General features: G+C 70.7%; 15 protein-coding genes. 8 read left to right on the top strand and 7 right to left on the bottom strand.

Annotated features, from left to right (window positions below; translation table 11 throughout):
- Positions 1-82: 82 nt before the first annotated feature.
- From nth to C2865_RS04220, 3 genes are all read left to right on the top strand, one after another.
- Positions 83-823 carry an endonuclease III gene (gene nth / locus C2865_RS04210; protein ID WP_106396915.1) on the top strand — a complete coding sequence of 247 codons (741 nt, stop codon included), beginning with the start codon at positions 83-85 and terminating at the stop codon, positions 821-823.
- A 32-nt stretch (positions 824-855) separates the two neighbouring features.
- Positions 856-1,494, top strand: coding sequence for an NUDIX hydrolase (locus tag C2865_RS04215; protein WP_106396916.1), 639 nt, complete (start codon positions 856-858; stop codon positions 1,492-1,494).
- 85 nt (positions 1,495-1,579) lie between these two features.
- Positions 1,580-2,776 (top strand): MarP family serine protease, encoded by a 1,197-nt coding sequence (locus tag C2865_RS04220; RefSeq protein WP_198652901.1) that lies wholly within the window; start codon positions 1,580-1,582, stop codon positions 2,774-2,776.
- Between the two features lie 3 nt (positions 2,777-2,779).
- Here C2865_RS04220 and C2865_RS04225 read toward each other — a convergent pair whose 3' ends face one another.
- The 4 genes from C2865_RS04225 to acs form a co-directional block, all read right to left on the bottom strand.
- Positions 2,780-3,103, bottom strand: coding sequence for a DUF309 domain-containing protein (locus C2865_RS04225; RefSeq protein ID WP_332873326.1), 324 nt, complete (start codon positions 3,101-3,103; stop codon positions 2,780-2,782).
- Between the two features lie 104 nt (positions 3,104-3,207).
- The gene (locus C2865_RS04230; protein WP_106396919.1) at positions 3,208-4,077 is read right to left on the bottom strand and encodes an alpha/beta fold hydrolase; all 870 of its coding nucleotides are present in this window, start codon (positions 4,075-4,077) and stop codon (positions 3,208-3,210) included.
- Entirely contained in the window at positions 4,067-4,465 is a 399-nt protein-coding gene (locus C2865_RS04235) for a phage holin family protein (RefSeq protein WP_106396920.1), read from the bottom strand. Before C2865_RS04235 ends, C2865_RS04230 begins: the two co-directional genes overlap by 11 nt.
- 293 nt (positions 4,466-4,758) lie before the next feature.
- Entirely contained in the window at positions 4,759-6,684 is a 1,926-nt protein-coding gene (gene acs, locus C2865_RS04240) for an acetate--CoA ligase (protein WP_106396921.1), read from the bottom strand.
- Between the two features lie 155 nt (positions 6,685-6,839).
- On the opposite strand from acs, the gene C2865_RS04245 reads away from it, so the two are divergent.
- The 5 genes from C2865_RS04245 to C2865_RS40515 all read left to right on the top strand — a co-directional run bounded on the left by C2865_RS04245 (position 6,840) and on the right by C2865_RS40515 (position 13,244).
- Positions 6,840-7,601 carry a Fic family protein gene (locus tag C2865_RS04245; protein WP_106396922.1) on the top strand — a complete coding sequence of 254 codons (762 nt, stop codon included), beginning with the start codon at positions 6,840-6,842 and terminating at the stop codon, positions 7,599-7,601.
- Positions 7,602-8,248: 647 nt separating this feature from the next.
- Complete coding sequence (ssd, locus tag C2865_RS04250; RefSeq protein WP_106396923.1) at positions 8,249-9,241, top strand: septum site-determining protein Ssd; 993 nt, start codon at positions 8,249-8,251, stop codon at positions 9,239-9,241.
- A 789-nt stretch (positions 9,242-10,030) separates the two neighbouring features.
- Positions 10,031-11,170 (top strand): TadA family conjugal transfer-associated ATPase, encoded by a 1,140-nt coding sequence (locus C2865_RS04255; protein ID WP_106396924.1) that lies wholly within the window; start codon positions 10,031-10,033, stop codon positions 11,168-11,170.
- A 407-nt stretch (positions 11,171-11,577) separates the two neighbouring features.
- Positions 11,578-12,090, top strand: coding sequence for a type II secretion system F family protein (locus tag C2865_RS04260; protein ID WP_232835341.1), 513 nt, complete (start codon positions 11,578-11,580; stop codon positions 12,088-12,090).
- A 734-nt stretch (positions 12,091-12,824) separates the two neighbouring features.
- Entirely contained in the window at positions 12,825-13,244 is a 420-nt protein-coding gene (locus tag C2865_RS40515; protein ID WP_232835342.1) for a type II secretion system F family protein, read from the top strand.
- On the opposite strand, the gene C2865_RS39055 is transcribed toward C2865_RS40515, so the two are convergent.
- The 3 genes from C2865_RS39055 to C2865_RS04280 all read right to left on the bottom strand — a co-directional run bounded on the left by C2865_RS39055 (position 13,231) and on the right by C2865_RS04280 (position 15,594).
- Entirely contained in the window at positions 13,231-13,500 is a 270-nt protein-coding gene (locus C2865_RS39055; protein ID WP_110554866.1) for a hypothetical protein, read from the bottom strand. The genes C2865_RS40515 and C2865_RS39055 overlap by 14 nt on opposite strands.
- A gap of 449 nt (positions 13,501-13,949) precedes the next feature.
- Entirely contained in the window at positions 13,950-14,585 is a 636-nt protein-coding gene (locus tag C2865_RS04275) for a LysE family translocator (RefSeq protein WP_106396928.1), read from the bottom strand.
- A gap of 469 nt (positions 14,586-15,054) precedes the next feature.
- The gene (locus C2865_RS04280) at positions 15,055-15,594 is read right to left on the bottom strand and encodes an Rv3654c family TadE-like protein (RefSeq protein WP_106396929.1); all 540 of its coding nucleotides are present in this window, start codon (positions 15,592-15,594) and stop codon (positions 15,055-15,057) included.
- Between the last annotated feature and the right edge of the window lie 139 nt (positions 15,595-15,733).

A 15,733-nucleotide genomic window follows, 5' to 3' on the forward strand; every position in this document is an offset into this window, starting at 1 on the left:
CCGGCGGTGTCCTGGCGTCCTTCGGGCGGCGGCCGTGCCGGAAAGGCGGAGAGCATGAAGGCCGAGCCTCTAATCTGAAGGGATGGCGGTGAAGGCGGGAGTTGCGGGGAGGGCTCGGCGGCGGAAGCCGGAGACCAGGCTGGGGCTGGTGCGGCGGGCCCGGCGGATGGACCGGGTGCTGGCGGAGACCTACCCGGACGCGCACTGCGAGCTGAACTTCGCGAACTCCTTCCAGTTGCTGGTGGCCACCGTGCTGTCGGCGCAGACGACGGACTCGCGGGTGAACCTGACCACTCCGGCGCTGTTCGCCAGGTACCCGACGCCCGAGGACCTGGCCGCGGCGGATCCGGAGGAGGTCGAGGAGCTGATCCGTCCCACCGGTTTCTTCCGGGCGAAGACCAAGTCGATCATCGGGTTGTCGGTGGGGCTGCGCGACCGCTTCGGAGGCCAGGTGCCGGGGCGGCTCGAGGACCTCGTGACGCTGCCGGGGGTCGGCCGCAAGACGGCGAACGTGGTGCTCGGGAACGCCTTCGGGGTGCCGGGCCTGACGGTGGACACCCACTTCGGCCGGGTGGTGCGCCGTTTCGGCTGGACGGCCGAGGAGGATCCGGAGAAGGTCGAGCAGGAGATCGCGAAGCTGTTCGAGAAGCGGGACTGGACGATGCTCTCGCACCGGCTGATCTGGCACGGGCGGCGGCGCTGCCACGCCCGCCGGCCCGCCTGCGGGGTCTGCCCGGTGGCGCCGGACTGCCCGGCGTATGGTGAAGGGCCCACCGATCCCAAGGTCGCCGCCAAGCTGCTCAGAGACAGGTCCTTCGCGTGAATAATTCCGGGTCGGGGGATGTTGCCCCGAACGTGATCCCCTCATGGCTCGACCGGTTCCGTGAACGGGCGCCGAAGCTGGACGTCCCGGCTTTCCTGCGGCCCGCGCCGAACGCCCGCCCCGCGGCGGTGCTGGTGCTCTTCGGAGAGGGCCCCGACGGCCCGGACGTCCTGCTGATCGAGCGCGCCGCGACCCTGAAGAAGCACGCGGGCCAGCCGGCCTTCCCGGGCGGCGCGATCGACCCCGAGGACGACGGACCGATCGCGGCGGCCCTGCGGGAGGCGGAGGAGGAGACCGGCGTCGATCCCGACGGGGTGACCGTCCTGGACGCCCTGCCGGAGCTGTACCTGTCGCGGAGCAACTTCAGGGTGACGCCCGTCGCGGCCTGGTGGCACGACCCGTCGGACGTCTCCCCCGGCCATCCCGGTGAGGTTGCCGCGGTGGCGCGCGTGCCGATCGGGGAGCTGGTCGATCCGGCGAACCGGGTGGCGCTGCGCGTCGCGGGCGGTTTCGTCGGGCCCGCCTTCCGGGTGCGCGACATGCTCGTCTGGGGGTTCACCGCGGGCCTGCTGGACAACCTCCTGGAGGCGGGCGGCTGGGCGGTGCCCTGGGACTCCGGGCGCATCGAGGACCTGCCGCCGGACGTCCTGAACCTGGCCGCGAGGGGATGAATCACCCTGTACGGTGACGCGCCGGGATGTCATCTCCTCCCGCCAGGGGACTGGAAAACCCGCGATCTCCCTGTACTTTGAAGCGGTGTTGGGCGACCACGTACTCGATCTGATCTTGCTCCTGCTGATCGTGCTCTTCGCGGTCTCGGGGTACCGGCAGGGCTTCATCGTGGGCCTGCTGAGCTTCGTGGGCTTCGTCGGAGGCGGGATCCTCGGCGTGGTCATCGCCCCGCCGCTCGTGGAGTGGGTGGTGGAGGGGGCCGCCCAGCAGGCGCTGCTGGCGATCGTCATCGCCTTCCTCGCCGCCACTTTCGGGCAGCTGCTCGCCTCGTCCGCCGGGGCCATGCTGCGCAACCGCGTCACCGGCAACAACGCCAGGGTCGTGGACGCCGCGGGCGGCGCGGTGGTCAGCGTGCTGTCGCTGCTGCTGGTCGCCTGGTTCATCGGGATCGTCCTCCTCGATCAGTCGCCCATCCGAGTCGTAGCCAAGCAGGTTCACAACTCGGCCGTGCTCGACGCTGTGGACAACCTGATGCCGTACGCGGCCGACCAGTGGGCGGAGTCGTTCGACAAGTTCGTGGACGGCACCGAGTTCCCCAAGGTCTTCAACGGCCTGGGCGGCGAGCCGCTGGTCGACGTCGGCCCGCCCGACAAGTCCGTGGAGACCTCGCCCGCGCTGCGCGGCGCCCGCCACAGCATCGCCAAGATCATCGGTACGGCCCCGGAGTGCGGCAAGCGCATCGAGGGCACGGGCTTCGTCTTCGCACCCGAGCGGATCATGACCAACGCCCATGTGGTGGCCGGCACGCGCGGTTCGCTGTCGATCCAGGTGGCGTCCCGCGAGCTGCGCGGCCGGGTCGTGCTCTACAACGCCAAACGCGACATCGCGGTCATCTACGTGCCGGGGCTGCGGGCGCAGGCGCTGCAGTTCGACCGCGACGCCAAGCGCGGCGACGCCGCGGTCGTGGCGGGCTTCCCCAAGAACCGCCCCTACACCGTGCGGGCCGCCAAGGTCAGCGCCCGCCAGCGGGCCAACGGACCCGACATCTACGGCAGCTCCCAGGTCACCCGCGAGATCTACGCGCTGCGCGGCAAGGTGGAGCAGGGCAACTCCGGCGGCCCGCTGCTCGCCGAGGACGGGCGGGTGTTCGGAGTGATCTTCGCGGCGCGCGAGCACGACTCCGACACCGGTTACGCGCTGACCGCGGACGAGGTCGCACCGGACGTCCAGGCGGGTCAGAACGCCACCGAGCCCGCCCACACGCAGAGGTGCGCCGGCTGACGGTCAGCGCAGGCGGAGCTCCTGACGCTCCCGCACGCCTCTGACGATCCCCGGGACGTCCAGGCCGTGGCGAGGGCCCTGGTAGGCCTCCAGCACCGCGCATGCACGGCTGAAAAGCGCCTGAGAGCCCTTCTCGTTGCCCCGGCGCACATGGGTGATGCCCACCGCGAGTTGCGCGAGCCCCCGCCACAGCGGTCGTTCTTCCTCGGGGCACGCCTTCCAGTACGCCTCCAGCACCTCGTGCGCGTGGAAGGGGCGGTCGGCGTCCAAGAGGTTCTGCGCCTCGGAGATGGTCTCTTCTGGGCCGAGCTCCAGCTCGTCCGGCATCGTCGGTACGCCTTCGGAGCCGTACGGGAGGGGACGGCCGTACGCGTCCCTCGGACGGGCGTTACGCGGTCGCCCGGACGGATCTCGGTCGCGTTCGGCCATCGTCAGTCACTCAGCCACGACAGAAGAGTGTCGTTGAACTCCGCCGGCCGCTCCTCGTGCGGAAAGTGCCCGGCATCGATCAGCTTCCAGGTGTACGGCGCCTCGACGTACCGGCCCGACCCCTGAGCCGCGTAGGGCGGGATCGCAGGGTCGATCATCCCGTGGACGTGCAGGGTGGGGGCGAGTACGGGAGCCGCCATGCGGTGGGCGTAGCGGATGCCGTCAGGGCGAGGCGTGGAGCGCATCAGCCAGCGGTGGTATTCGAGCGCGCAGTGGGCCGCTCCGGGGATCTGGACGGCGTCCCGGACGTGGCGTTCGGTCTCCGCGTCCGGCCAGCCCGGTCCCGACCAGTGCCGGAGCAGCCGTGCGGCCCGTTCCGCGTCGTCCTTGACGAGGTCGCGTTCGGGCCACATCGGAAGCTGGTAGAGGGCCGTGTGCGCCATCCAGTTCGTCCACGGGGACTGCCGCAGCCGCAGCGGGTGCGGAGCGGAGACCGTGACGAGCTTCTGCACGACCTTCGGGTGGTACACGGCGGTCGTCCAGGCGACCAGGCCGCCCCAGTCATGGCCGACGACGACCGCGTTGGCCTCGCCGAGCGCGCGGATCAGCCCGGCCGCGTCACCCGCCAGGGTGACGAGGTCATAACCGCGCGGAGGCTTGTCGCTTCCCCCGTAGCCGCGCAGGTCGACGGCCACCGCGCGGTAGCCGGCCTCGGCGAGGACGACCAGCTGGCGGTGCCAGCTCCACCACGACTCGGGGAAGCCGTGGAGCAGCAGGACCAGCGGCCCCTCGCCCAGCTCGGCGGCGTGGAAGCGGGTGCCTCTGGCGCTGATGTCGCGGTGCGTCCAGGGACCGGCGAGCTCAGTGGTCACGGGTTCGTTTGAGCATCTTCACACCGTCCTGGAGGGTCTGCCGGGTGCGCTTGGCACCGTCGATCTTGCGGATCCGCAACCAGCCGACGAGGATCAGCACGGCGGCCAGCAGCAGGTAGAGGCCGGAGACCGTGGCGAACGCGGCCCAGTGCCACATGCCCAGGCCGACCAGCATGTAGGCGAACGAGATCGACATCAGGATGACGATCACACCCGCGATCAGACCGGCGATCGCGAACAGCGCGCCGCCGATCGCCGCCTTCTTGGCGTCGGCCTTCAGCTCGATCTTGGCGAGCTCCAGCTCGGCCCGGACCAGCTTCTGGACGTTGCCGGTCGCGGCGGCGACGAGCTCGCCGAGGCTCTGGTCCTCGACGTTCGGTCGAGTCATGAGAACTCCCTCTCGGTACCGGTGCCCAGGGCGCGTATGCCGTACCCGGAAAACGGAACGCCATGACGGCCGTCATGGCCACTCTTTCGGAATGTTCGGTTTTCTGGTAGCCCAAATCGCCGACGAGCAGCGAAACGGTGACACACGCGGGCGGGCCATCCCAAGAACCTACCGAGACGCCCTCCGGGCGGCGCATCCAGGGAGAGCCGGTCGGGCGGATCCTACCCTCACGGGGCGGCGGGGCCGCCGTGACGCGTCACGGCGGCCCCGGAAAAGATGCGGAAAGGCCGCGCTCAGAGGCCGAGGGCCTGCTTGATGTGCTCCATCACCGCCGGGTCGGCGAGGGTGGTGGCGTCGCCGGTCGGCCGCCCCTCCGCGATGTCCTGCAGGATCCGCCGGACGATCTTGCCGGATCGGGTCTTGGGGAGCTCGGGGACGACGAGGATCTGGCGCGGCTTGGCGATCGGCCCGAGGTGCCGGGCGACGTGGCCGCGCAGCTCCTCGACGTCGATGTCGCCGGCGTCCCCGCGCGGGATGACGAACGCGGCGATCGCCTGCCCGGTGACCGGGTCGGTCGCGCCGACGACGGCCGCCTCCGCGACCTTCGGGTGGCTGACGAGCGCCGACTCGACCTCCGTGGTGGAGATGTTGTGGCCGGAGACGAGCATGACGTCGTCGACCCGGCCCAGGAGCCACAGGTCGCCGTCGTCGTCCTTCTTGGCGCCGTCTCCGGCGAAGTACAGGCCCGGCCAGCGCGACCAGTACGTCTGCACGAAGCGCTCGTCGTCGCCCCAGATGGTGCGGAGCATGGACGGCCACGGCTCCTTGAGGACCAGGAAGCCGCCGGAGCCGTTCGAGACGCTTGCGGCCTCGTCGTCCACGACGTCCGCGGAGATGCCGGGCAGGGGCCGCATGGCCGCGCCGGGCTTGCCATGGGTGACGCCGGGCAGCGGGCTGATCATGATCGCGCCGGTCTCCGTCTGCCACCAGGTGTCGACGACGGGCGTACGGCCGCCGCCGATGCGCTCGCGGTACCAGACGTAGGCCTCGGGGTTGATCGGCTCTCCGACGGACCCCAGGACGCGCAGGCTGGAGAGGTCGAACTTCGCGGGGATGTCGTCGCCCCACTTCATGAACGTGCGGATCGCCGTGGGCGCGGTGTAGAGGATCGTGACGCCGTACTTCTGGGCGATCTCCCACCAGCGGCCGCGGTGCGGGGTGTCGGGGGTGCCCTCGTACATGACGGAAGTCGCGCCGTTGGCGAGCGGCCCGTACACGATGTAGGAGTGGCCCGTCACCCAGCCGACGTCCGCGGTGCACCAGTAGACGTCCGTCTCGGGCTTGAGGTCGAAGACCGCGTGGTGGGTGAAGGCCGTCTGCGTGAGGAAGCCTCCGGTGGTGTGCAGGATGCCCTTCGGCTTCCCTGTGGTGCCGGACGTGTAGAGGATGAACAGCGGGTGCTCCGCGTCGTGCGCCTCGGCCTCGTGCTCCTCGGCCTGGCGGTCCACGAGGTCGTGCCACCACACGTCGCGGTCCGTCCAGGCGACGTCCTGGCCGGTGCGGCGGACGACGAGGACGTTCTCCACGCTCTCGGTGACGGCCTGGTCGACGGTGGGCTTCAGCGCGCTGGGCGCGCCGCGGCGGTACCCGCCGTCCGCGGTGATGACGAGCTTGGCGTCGGCGTCCTCGATGCGGGCGCGCAGGGCGTCCACGGAGAAGCCGCCGAAGACGACCGAGTGGGTGGCGCCGATGCGGGCGCACGCCAGCATCGCGACGACCGTCTCGGGGATCATCGGCATGTAGATGGCGACCCGGTCGCCCTTGACGACGCCGAGCTCGCCGAGCGCGTTGGCGGCCTTGCAGACCTCCTTCTTGAGGTCGGCGTACGTGATGGTGCGGGTGTCCCCGGGCTCGCCCTCCCAGTGGAAGGCGACCTTGTCGCCGCGGCCGGCCTCGACATGGCGGTCGACGCAGTTGTAGGCGACGTTGAGCTCACCGCCCACGAACCACTTGGCGAAGGGCGGGTTGGACCAGTCGAGGACCTCCGTCCACGGCTTGGCCCAGGCCAGCCGCTCGGCCTGCTCGGCCCAGAAGCCGAGGCGGTCCTCCGCGGCCCGGGTGTAGGCGTCCTCGGTGATGTTGGCGGCGGCGGCGAGTCCGGCAGGGGGAGCGAATCTGCGGTTCTCCTGCAGCAGGTTCGACAACGCGTCCTGGCTCACGAAATCAGCTCCTTGTCACTGGCTATCGACTCGCGCCCTGTTGGGGATATCTCACTTAACCCGCGCTCGGGCGTATGTATCAAGGGGGGGACTACTCTTAAGTTTCCTTACAAATGGTAGGTGACGCGGGCCACGTCCGGGCCCTGTGTACTCTCATGCCCGTGGATGACGCTCTTCTTCAAGTCTCGTTGCTGCCCGGTGTGGAGGAGGCCTGTGACGCGGCGCGCAAGGCCGTGGACAGGCTCCGCGGGCACCGCATGCTGCGCCGGAAGAGCACCGAGGTCTCCACCGAGTCCCTCCTGCGTGGAGCACGTGCCTCCGCCGCCCTCGAAGGGGCCGAGGCGCATCTCGAGGAGGTGCGCGCGGGACACGCGGACCACCCGCTCGTCCAGGGCGCGCTGCGGATCTCCGGCGAGATGGGACCGCTGGCGATGACCTGGCATGCCGCGCCTCGCCAAGTGCTCGCCCGGCTGCACGTCCTCGGGGCGCGTGACGTCGTCTCCTCCGAACTTCTGGGACGTCCGCGGGATTCCGGTACGCCCTCTCCCGAGGAGGTCGCGGCGCGGCTGGACGGATTGAGTTCGCTGCTGACGACGCCGTCGAAGGCGCCCGCGCTCGTGGTGGCGGCCATCGTGCACGGTGAGCTGCTGGCGTTGAAGCCGTTCGGCTCCGCGGACGGGCTGGTGGCGCGGGCCGCCGAGAGGCTGACGCTGATCGACCGCGGGCTGGACCCGAAAACGCTGGTCTCTCCCGAGGTGGGCCACTTCGAGCAGGCCGAGGAGTACCGGGAAGCGTTCGAGGCGTACCTGACGGGAACGGCCGAAGGCGTCGCCAGGTGGATCCGGCACTGCGCGGAAGCCGTCATCACCGGCGCGCGGGACTCACAGGCACTGTGCGAGGCGATGCAGCGGGGCTGATCCCCGTGCAATGACGGGCGGCGTTCCCCTTCGCTGGGAAACGCCGCCGCTCACCGCGTCATCTTCGGTTATCAAGCGTGCAGATGAGTCGTCGGAGCGGGTCCAGCCCGTCTCGACGCGCCTCCCGAGGCTGGTCGCGCGTGGGTGCCGAAGTGACGTGTCCGGACCTTCGTCCGTACTTCCTGTGTACGCCTTCTTCGCTTTGCTGACAAGTCCCGTCGTGACGGATTCGTAGAGGTCAACAGGCTTTTCCTGCCACCGACGACGAACGTTGGGTCCGATTTGTCGGTTTCTAGTCCGTTGTTGGGATGGGGGAGTCACAAAAGATCTACAAGATCGTCACCCTGGCTTCGGTGATCCTCGCGGGGCGGAAGGCGGCGTCGGTCCTGACGGACGGCAGGCGGGTGCCTCGACCCCGACCGAACCGTCGGCGGCCTCGGTCCCTTCGCTTTTCCAGGCGCCGATCGGGCGTTGACCGCCCTGGAGCCGGGTGGCTCTGACGCTCTCGGCCGATCTTCGGAGCCGGTCGGCCCGTGATGGTGTCCGCTCCGGAGTCGCGTTTTCCCGGGGTGGGGGACATCCTGCCGCGCGCGGAGTTATCCACAGGCAGCTAAGCGATCTTGAGCGGGTTGGGCGACCTTGGAGCCGTGAACGCTCTGGTGCTCTCCGGGGATCCGGAACTCGTCGACGACGTGCGGCGGCTCGCCGCCGCGGCCTCGGTGGAGGTGGAGGTCGCGGCCCACGCGGCCGAGGCCCGCGCCTGGTGGCACCGGGCGGCCGTGGTGCTGCTCGGCGCGGACGCGCTGGCGGGTTCCCCTCCGCGCAGGGACGGGCTGGTCGTCCTGTCCCGGAAGGCCTCGGTCGCGGTGTACCGGCGGGCGCTCGACCTGGGCGCCGAGCACGTGGCCGTCCTGCCCGAGGACGAACCGTGGCTCACCGACAGGCTGCTCCGCGCCTGCAGCCCGCCCGCCTCCGGCCGCGTCGTCGCCGTCACCGGTGCGCGCGGCGGAGCCGGCGCCTCCGTCCTGGCCGCCACCCTCGCCCTGGTCGCGGCCCGCCGGAACCTGCGCGTCCTGCTCCTGGACCTCGATCCCCTGTCCGCCGGGCTGGACGTCGTGCTCGGCCTCGAACGGGCCCCGGGCACCCGCTGGCCCGACCTCACCCGGCTGCGCGGCCGCCTCGCCCCGGACGCGCTGCGCGGATCGTTGCCCTCGTCCCGCGGGGTGGCCGTGCTGTCCCACACGCACGACCGCCCCGCCCGGGTGCCCGCGGAAGCCCTCGCCTCGGTGCTGTCAGCGGCACGCCACGCCTACACGCTCACGGTCGCGGACTGCCCCCGCGACGCCCTCCCGCCCGCCGACGAGACCCTGCTGCTCGTCCCGGCCGAGGTCCGCAGCGTCCTGTCCGCCCGCTCCCTCGCCGCCACCCCCGCCCCGCCGCTCCTCATCACCCGCGGCCCCGCCCCCGCCCGCCTGCCCTCCGCGGCCATAGCGGAGACCCTCTCCCTCCCCCTGTACGGCCACTACGACTTCGACCACCGCATCCCCCCGGCACTGGAACAGGCGGCCCTCCCCACCCGGGGCCCCCTGGCCCGCCTCTGCACCCGCCTCCTCGCCACCCTCCTCCCCGGCCCTCCCTGACCCGCGATTTTGTCCTTTCCACCCAGCCCACCTCACTTTCAAGGAGCCGACCATGTACTTCCGCTTCCTCTCTGCCAAGTCCGCCGCCCCCTCTCCCGCCCCGGTCTTCCTCGCCCGCCTGTTCACCGGTTTCACCGGCAGACCCCGCGCATCCCGAAAACCGGACCGCCTTCCCCCGCTCCTTCCCGCGACAAGCCACACCATCTGGTTCTTCGACCTGTTCCCCGGCTTCACCCCCACCCGGCAAAGCCCCGCTCGGCCCCGCCACCGCTCCCGCACGCGCATCAGGACCCCTTTCCTCACTCCGCTGCTCGCGGTGATCAACCTCCTCTGGCGGGCAGGCGTCAACGGCTCCCTGAGGAACGACTCGCAGCAGCCACAACAGCACTCCTCGAACAGGAACCACCGACGGAAAGCAGAAGACACTCCGCGAGCAGACCACCAGAAAAGGTCACGAAGACCGCGAGGGGAGCATCGGTCCCGAGCCGCCTCTCTTTCGGGCGAGGCCCACCGTCAAGACGCGGTGATCTCCTCTGGAGGAGATGATCCCGAGCTCGTATCCGCGCAGGACGGGTCGGTTCGGGAACAGAGCTCAGAAGCAGAAGCTCAGCGGAAGCCGGTGCAGAGTGCTTCTCGGAAGAGCCGAATGATCCGGCTGCGAAGCGTTTCCGAAGGCATTCGATGGCGGTTCGCCGCGCGAGGCACCGGCGGAACGCAGGCGGAGTGCGCTGCAGGGGAAGTCGGCGGACGACAGGACGGCGGAGGGCACGGAACCCTCGGAGGCGGGCGATGAGCCTGGCGGACGCGGTGCGGGGACGGCTGGCCGACACGGGGAGCGCGGCGACGCCGGGGGCCGTGGCGGCGGCGTTGCGGGCCGAGGAGAAGGTGCTCGGCGACACCGAGGTGCTCAGCCTCGCCCGGCAGGTGAGAGCCGACCTGGTGGGGGTGGGGCCGCTGGAACCCCTGCTGAACGATCCGGCGGTGACGGACGTACTGGTCAACGGGCCCGGCGAGGTGTGGGTCGAGGCGAGAGGGCGGCTGATGCGGACGTCCGTCCGGTTCCCCGATGAACGCGCGGTGCGCAGGCTCGCCCAGCGGCTGGCCGCGGCGGCGGGACGCCGTCTGGACGACGCCGCGCCTTACGTGGACGCCCGCCTGCCCGGCGGGATCCGCCTCCATGCCGTTCTCGCCCCTGTGGCACCCGACGGCACGTGCCTCTCGTTGCGCGCATCGCGCGGCCGTGCCTTCACCCTCGGCGAACTGGTGGGAGAAGGGAGTCTCTGCGCGCGGGGCGCCGACCTGCTGGCCGCTCTGGTCGACTCCCGGATGGCCTTTCTCGTCACCGGCGGAACGGGCACGGGAAAAACAACCCTCCTGAGCTGCCTCCTGGGACTGGTGTCCCCCACCGAACGCCTGCTGCTGGTGGAGGACTCGGCCGAACTCCGTCCCGACCACCCGCACGTCGTGCGGCTGGAAGCCCGCCCGGCGAACATCGAAGGCGCCGGCGGAGTGACCCTGCACGACCTCGTCCGCCAGGCCCTCCGCATGCGCCCGGACCGCCTGGTGGTGGGAGAGGTGAGGGGCGCCGAGGTGGTGGATCTCCTGAGCGCCTTGAACACCGGTCACGAGGGCGGCTGCGGCACCCTCCACGCCAACACACCCGCCGACGTCCCCGCCCGCCTGGAAGCCCTGGGCTGCTCCGCCGGGCTGACCCGCGAGGCCCTGCACAGCCAACTGGCCGCCGCTCTGGACGTCATCGTCCATTTGGAACGCCAGGGCCCGCATCGCCGCGTCAGCGAGATCTCCGTCCTCACCCGCGCCCCGTCCGGCCTGGTCGAAGCCCACCCGGCCGTCCACCTCACTCCCACCGGCCTCACGCCCACCCCCGCGGCGTCCGCCCTCTTCGAACGCCTGGGCCGGACCCCATGACCCCCGACCCTCCTCGACACCACGATGACAAGCGGACAAAGGAGTCGATGGGACCGTCGTCCACAAACCCGAACACAGCGCCGGAACCACACGTCGGCCGGCATCACCGAGGAAGGCGGCCTGTCTTCTGGTGGTCTCAGTGCGGGTGAGCCGGTTGCCGCTGTCCGGCGAGGGCCGTACGAGCCTGCGGGTTGCTGAGGAGGTTGTGCATGACGCTGTTGCTGGGAACGCTGCTGGCGGCCACGGCGGTCTGGCTCTGGACCAGTCCTCCATATCCCGTGCGCAGGCTCGCGACCGTAGGGCGCAAAGCGCGACTTCCCGGGCGTCGGCTGGGAGCGGGTCTCCAGACGAATCACTTGGTGAGCCGCCTGGACACTCGCCGAGAGGAGAAGGCCTGGCGACTCGGCGTGATCGAGCTCTGTGACGCGCTGTCGGCCGAACTCACCGCCGGCCGTACCCCGGAAGAGGCACTGGCCGATGCCGTTGCCTCCCTTCCCCCGGCGCTGGCCGCGCCGCTGAGGGAGGTCCTGTCCGCTCAGGACCTCCCGTCGTCCCTGCACAAGCTCTCCCACCGGCCTGGCGCTCAGGGTCTACGCCTCTTGGCCGCCTGCTGGAGCATCGGCGTCGAACGCGGTGCCACTTTCGCCCCCGTCATAGACGGCTTGGCCCAGGGTCTCCGTGACGCCCACGACCACCACCAGCAGATCAAAGCCCAACTGGCGGGCACCCACGCCACCGCTCGCCTGCTGGCCGTCCTCCCCTGTCTGGGCCTGGCCATGTCCTGGTCCCTCGGCGCAGACCCCCTGCGTTTCCTTTTCACCACCCTTCCCGGCCTGGCCTGCCTCCTCCTGGCTCTCCTCCTGGACGCAGCAGGCCTCTTCTGGACCGTCCGCATAGCCGCCAAAGCCGAACGCCCATGATCCAGACCCGCGAACACGCGAAAGAAGAGGTCGTCAGAACAGGCAAAGGACGGAGCGAGCGGCGGAGCGAAGCCTGCCGAAGGAGCGAACGGATGGGAGTGGACGACCCGATGGCGAGGAGCGATGGGAGGCGAGTAGCCCGGTGGCGGGACAGGCCCGATGGCGAGGGAGCGAGGGGTGGTGAGGAGTGATGGGAGGCGAGCAGTCCGGTGGCGGGACAGGGCCCGATGGCGAGGGGCGGTGAGGGGAGCGAGCGGTGGTGAGGGAGGGAGGGGCTCGACGGCGAGGAGCGGGTGGAGCGGACAGCTCAGGGATGTAGAGCAAGTGAGCAGCAGCAGGGCGACCGAGGGCAGCAGTGGAGGTTCGGAGGCCGGGAGTCGGTCGGTCGCGGGAGGTGACGAGTAGTGATGGTGGTACTGGGGGTTCTTTTTGCCGCGCTTGCGGGTTTTCTGGCGTTGGCGCCTTCGCCTCTGAAGCGGCTGGCCGGTGTCGGGGCGGGCGGGGGTTCGGCTGGGGCGGGAAGAGGCGGGGAGCGGGGCGCGGATGCAGAAGCAGCGAAAAGGAAGAGGGCGGTACTAGCGGCCGTTTCGGGAGCTCTTGTCGGCTTGCTGGTAGGAGGCCTGACGGGCGTGGCCGCGGCAGGACTCGCCGGTTGGGGGTGCTGGTGGTGGTCGGGGAGAGGTGGGTCGGCCGAGGCCGGGAGGCGCCGGGCTGCGGTGGTGGCGGATCTGCCGATGGCGGTCGAACTCCTCGCCGCCTGCCTGTCGGCCGGTATCTCCTGGGCCGAATCGGTCGAGGCGGTGGCGGATGCGTTGGGCGGCCCCCTGGGAGAGGACCTGGAGAAGGTCTCCGCCCAGATCCGTCTGGGAGCCGACCCTGCGGACGCCTGGGGGAAGCTCGCCGAGTCCCCGCAAACGGCTCCGTTGGCCCGCGCCGCGGTCAGAGCGACCCGGAGCGGTGCCTCCCTTGCTCCCGTCCTCAACCGCCTGGCCCGCGATCAGCGCCGCACCGCCCGAGCCGCCGCTGAGGCCCGAGCCCGCGCGGCCGCCATCCAGGCGGTGGCGCCCCTGGGCCTCTGCTTCCTACCTGCCTTCTTCTTCCTGGGCATAGTCCCCTCCATCGCCGGCATAGCCCAGAGCATCACCCTTCCTTGACCACGAGGAAGTGAGATGCGATCAACGGTCCAGACGTACGGCCGGCGGAATCGGACGGGTTCTCCAGCCCGGTGATTTCGCTTTGCGGGAGCAAGGCCCGAGTGAGGAGTTCGAGGACGACGCGGGTCTCGGGTTCGGTCAGGACGCGGTCGTGATTACCGTGCCGGGCCAGGGAGGCTGCCGTCTCCCTGCCGACGGCTCGCTGCTCGAACCGGGTCTTGCGCAGCTCCGCGCGGACGTTCCGGTCGACCTTCACCGGTCGCGGGAGCGGGGCTGCGGAGCGTGAAGCGGAGCTGCGGGTTTTGGGGCGTGCAAGAAGGGCTGCGGATTACAGGGCGAAGTTGTGGGTCTCGGGATGGTTCGTGGGAGCGAGAGCGCAGGTCGTGCGGGCGAGGCAGGCCTTGGCGGCGAGACGGCAGTCCTAGCGGTGAGGCTGCAGTCCTTGGATCGGGACCGCAGTCCGGGGAGCAAGTCCGCAGGACCAGGTGGCGGGACGGCAGTCCTTGGGGCAAGGCCGTAGGCCTTGGTGGTGAGGCCGCAAGCCTTGGGGTGAAGCCGCAGGCCTGGGGGTGAGACCGCAGGCCTGGGGGGTGAGACCGCAGGCCTGGGGGGTGAGGCCGCGGGTCTCGGTGATGAGGCCGCAGTCCTTGGGCGAGACCGCAGTCCGTAGGACAGGACCGCAGGTCTTGGGAGGGAGGTCGGGGGTCAGGCGGGGGAGCGGTCGGTGGCCATGCGGAAGGCGAAGAAGGAGAGGAGGGCGCCGGTCAGGTGGCGTTGGATGCGGAGCCAGGTGGGGCGGGCGGTGAGGAAGGCGCTGACGGAGCTCGCGGTGAGGACGAAGAGGCCGTTGAAGGTGAGGGCCACACAGATCTGGACGGTGCCGAGCAGGAAGCTCTGGGCGGCCACGTGGCCCTGGGAGGGATCCACGAACTGAGGTAGGAGGGAGACGTAGATGATGGCGATCTTCGGGTTGAGGACCGAGGTGAGGAAGCCCATGGCGAAGAGGCGGCGGGTGGGGACGGGAGCGAGGGACTGCGGGCTGAAGGGAGAGGCACCTCCCGGCCTGAACGCCTGCCAGGCCATCCAGGCCAGGTAGGCGGCACCGGCGAATTTGATCGCCAGGTAGAGGAAGGGGACCAGGGTGAAGACGGCGGTGATCCCGGCGGTGACCGCGGCCACATAGACCAGGAGGCCGGCGCCCACTCCGGCCAGCGAGACCAGGCCCGCACGCCTTCCCTGCGCGATGGAGCGGGACACCAGATAGATCATGTTCGGCCCGGGGGTCAGCACCATCCCCAAGGCGACCGCCGCGATACCGGCGACTGCTGCAAATTCCACCATGCAGTGATCATGCGGCCATCCATCGTCGGAAGTCATCTGCCGCAGCCGACACGGATTGCGCATCCTGGCGCTGAACAGCCGATTTACCGTCGAACTTTTCCGGGAGGGTCTCCCGGGAGCTCCACCCGGTGGAGAAGACGGTTTGATTCGTGCGCCCTGTCTTTGGAGAAAGGCAGAACATCTTGCGGAGAATCGTGAGCTGGGCCGCCGGACTCATGCCGGGCGGGCTCCGGTCGAAGAAGGACCTCAGCCGGGGACGGGTCCGGCTCTGGTGAAGACGGTCCAGCTGTGGTGGGGGTGGGATCGGCTTGGGCTATGGCGGGGGCGGGGCCGGTTCGGGCTGTGGCGGGGGCGGGGCCGGTTCGGGCTGTGGCGGGGGCGGGGCCGGTTCGGGCCGTGGCGGGGGCGGGGCCGGTTCGGGTTGTGGTGGAGGCGGATACGGCTTGGGCAGGGGTCGGATCGGCTTGGGCTATGGCAGGGGCGGGGCCGGTTCGGGCTGTGGCGGGGACGGGTTCGGTTCGGGCTGCGGCAGGGCGGGGCCGGCTGTGGTGGGGGTGGGACCGGCTCGGGCCGTGGCGGGGATGGCCAGTGAGGGGAGCCAGCGGGGAACGCGGAGGGGCAGGGTGACGGTGACCTCGGCGATGGTGCCGGGGACGGCGGGGGCCGGAGTGAGGGTGCAGGCGGTGAGGCGGGCGCCTGCTCTCAGAGCGGCCTGGCGGGCGTGGGGGCAGGGGGCGGAGCTGCCCCGGGTGTGGCGGGTGGCAGCGGTCAGGGCGGCCATGTCGGCGGCCAGCTGGGCCTGGTGACGGGCGGCGCGGATACCGGACGCCGTCATCGTGGTGATGGCGAGCAGGCAGATGAGGGAGATCAGGGCGGCTGTCCAGATCGTGGCCGAACCCTGGTCCGAGGAAAGTCCTGGACGGTGCCGGTCGCGGCGGTGCCTTGCGCCCGCTCGGGGTGAAAGCGGCGGGCTCTCGGCTGGGAGCGTCGGGTCTTTGTCGGTCCGCATGGGATGCCTGCTCGGGGATGAGGTTCGTGTTCGGGTGAACGGCCGTCCGGGCCGGGGGCGAGCCTTGGCCCGGAGGCCGGTCGTGGTGCCGTATGGATGCTTCGTGCGGACCGGGTGGCCGAAGATCGGTCTTCGGGTC

Source organism: Actinocorallia populi, assembly GCF_002995495.1.
Taxonomy (GTDB): domain Bacteria; phylum Actinomycetota; class Actinomycetes; order Streptosporangiales; family Streptosporangiaceae; genus Actinocorallia; species Actinocorallia populi.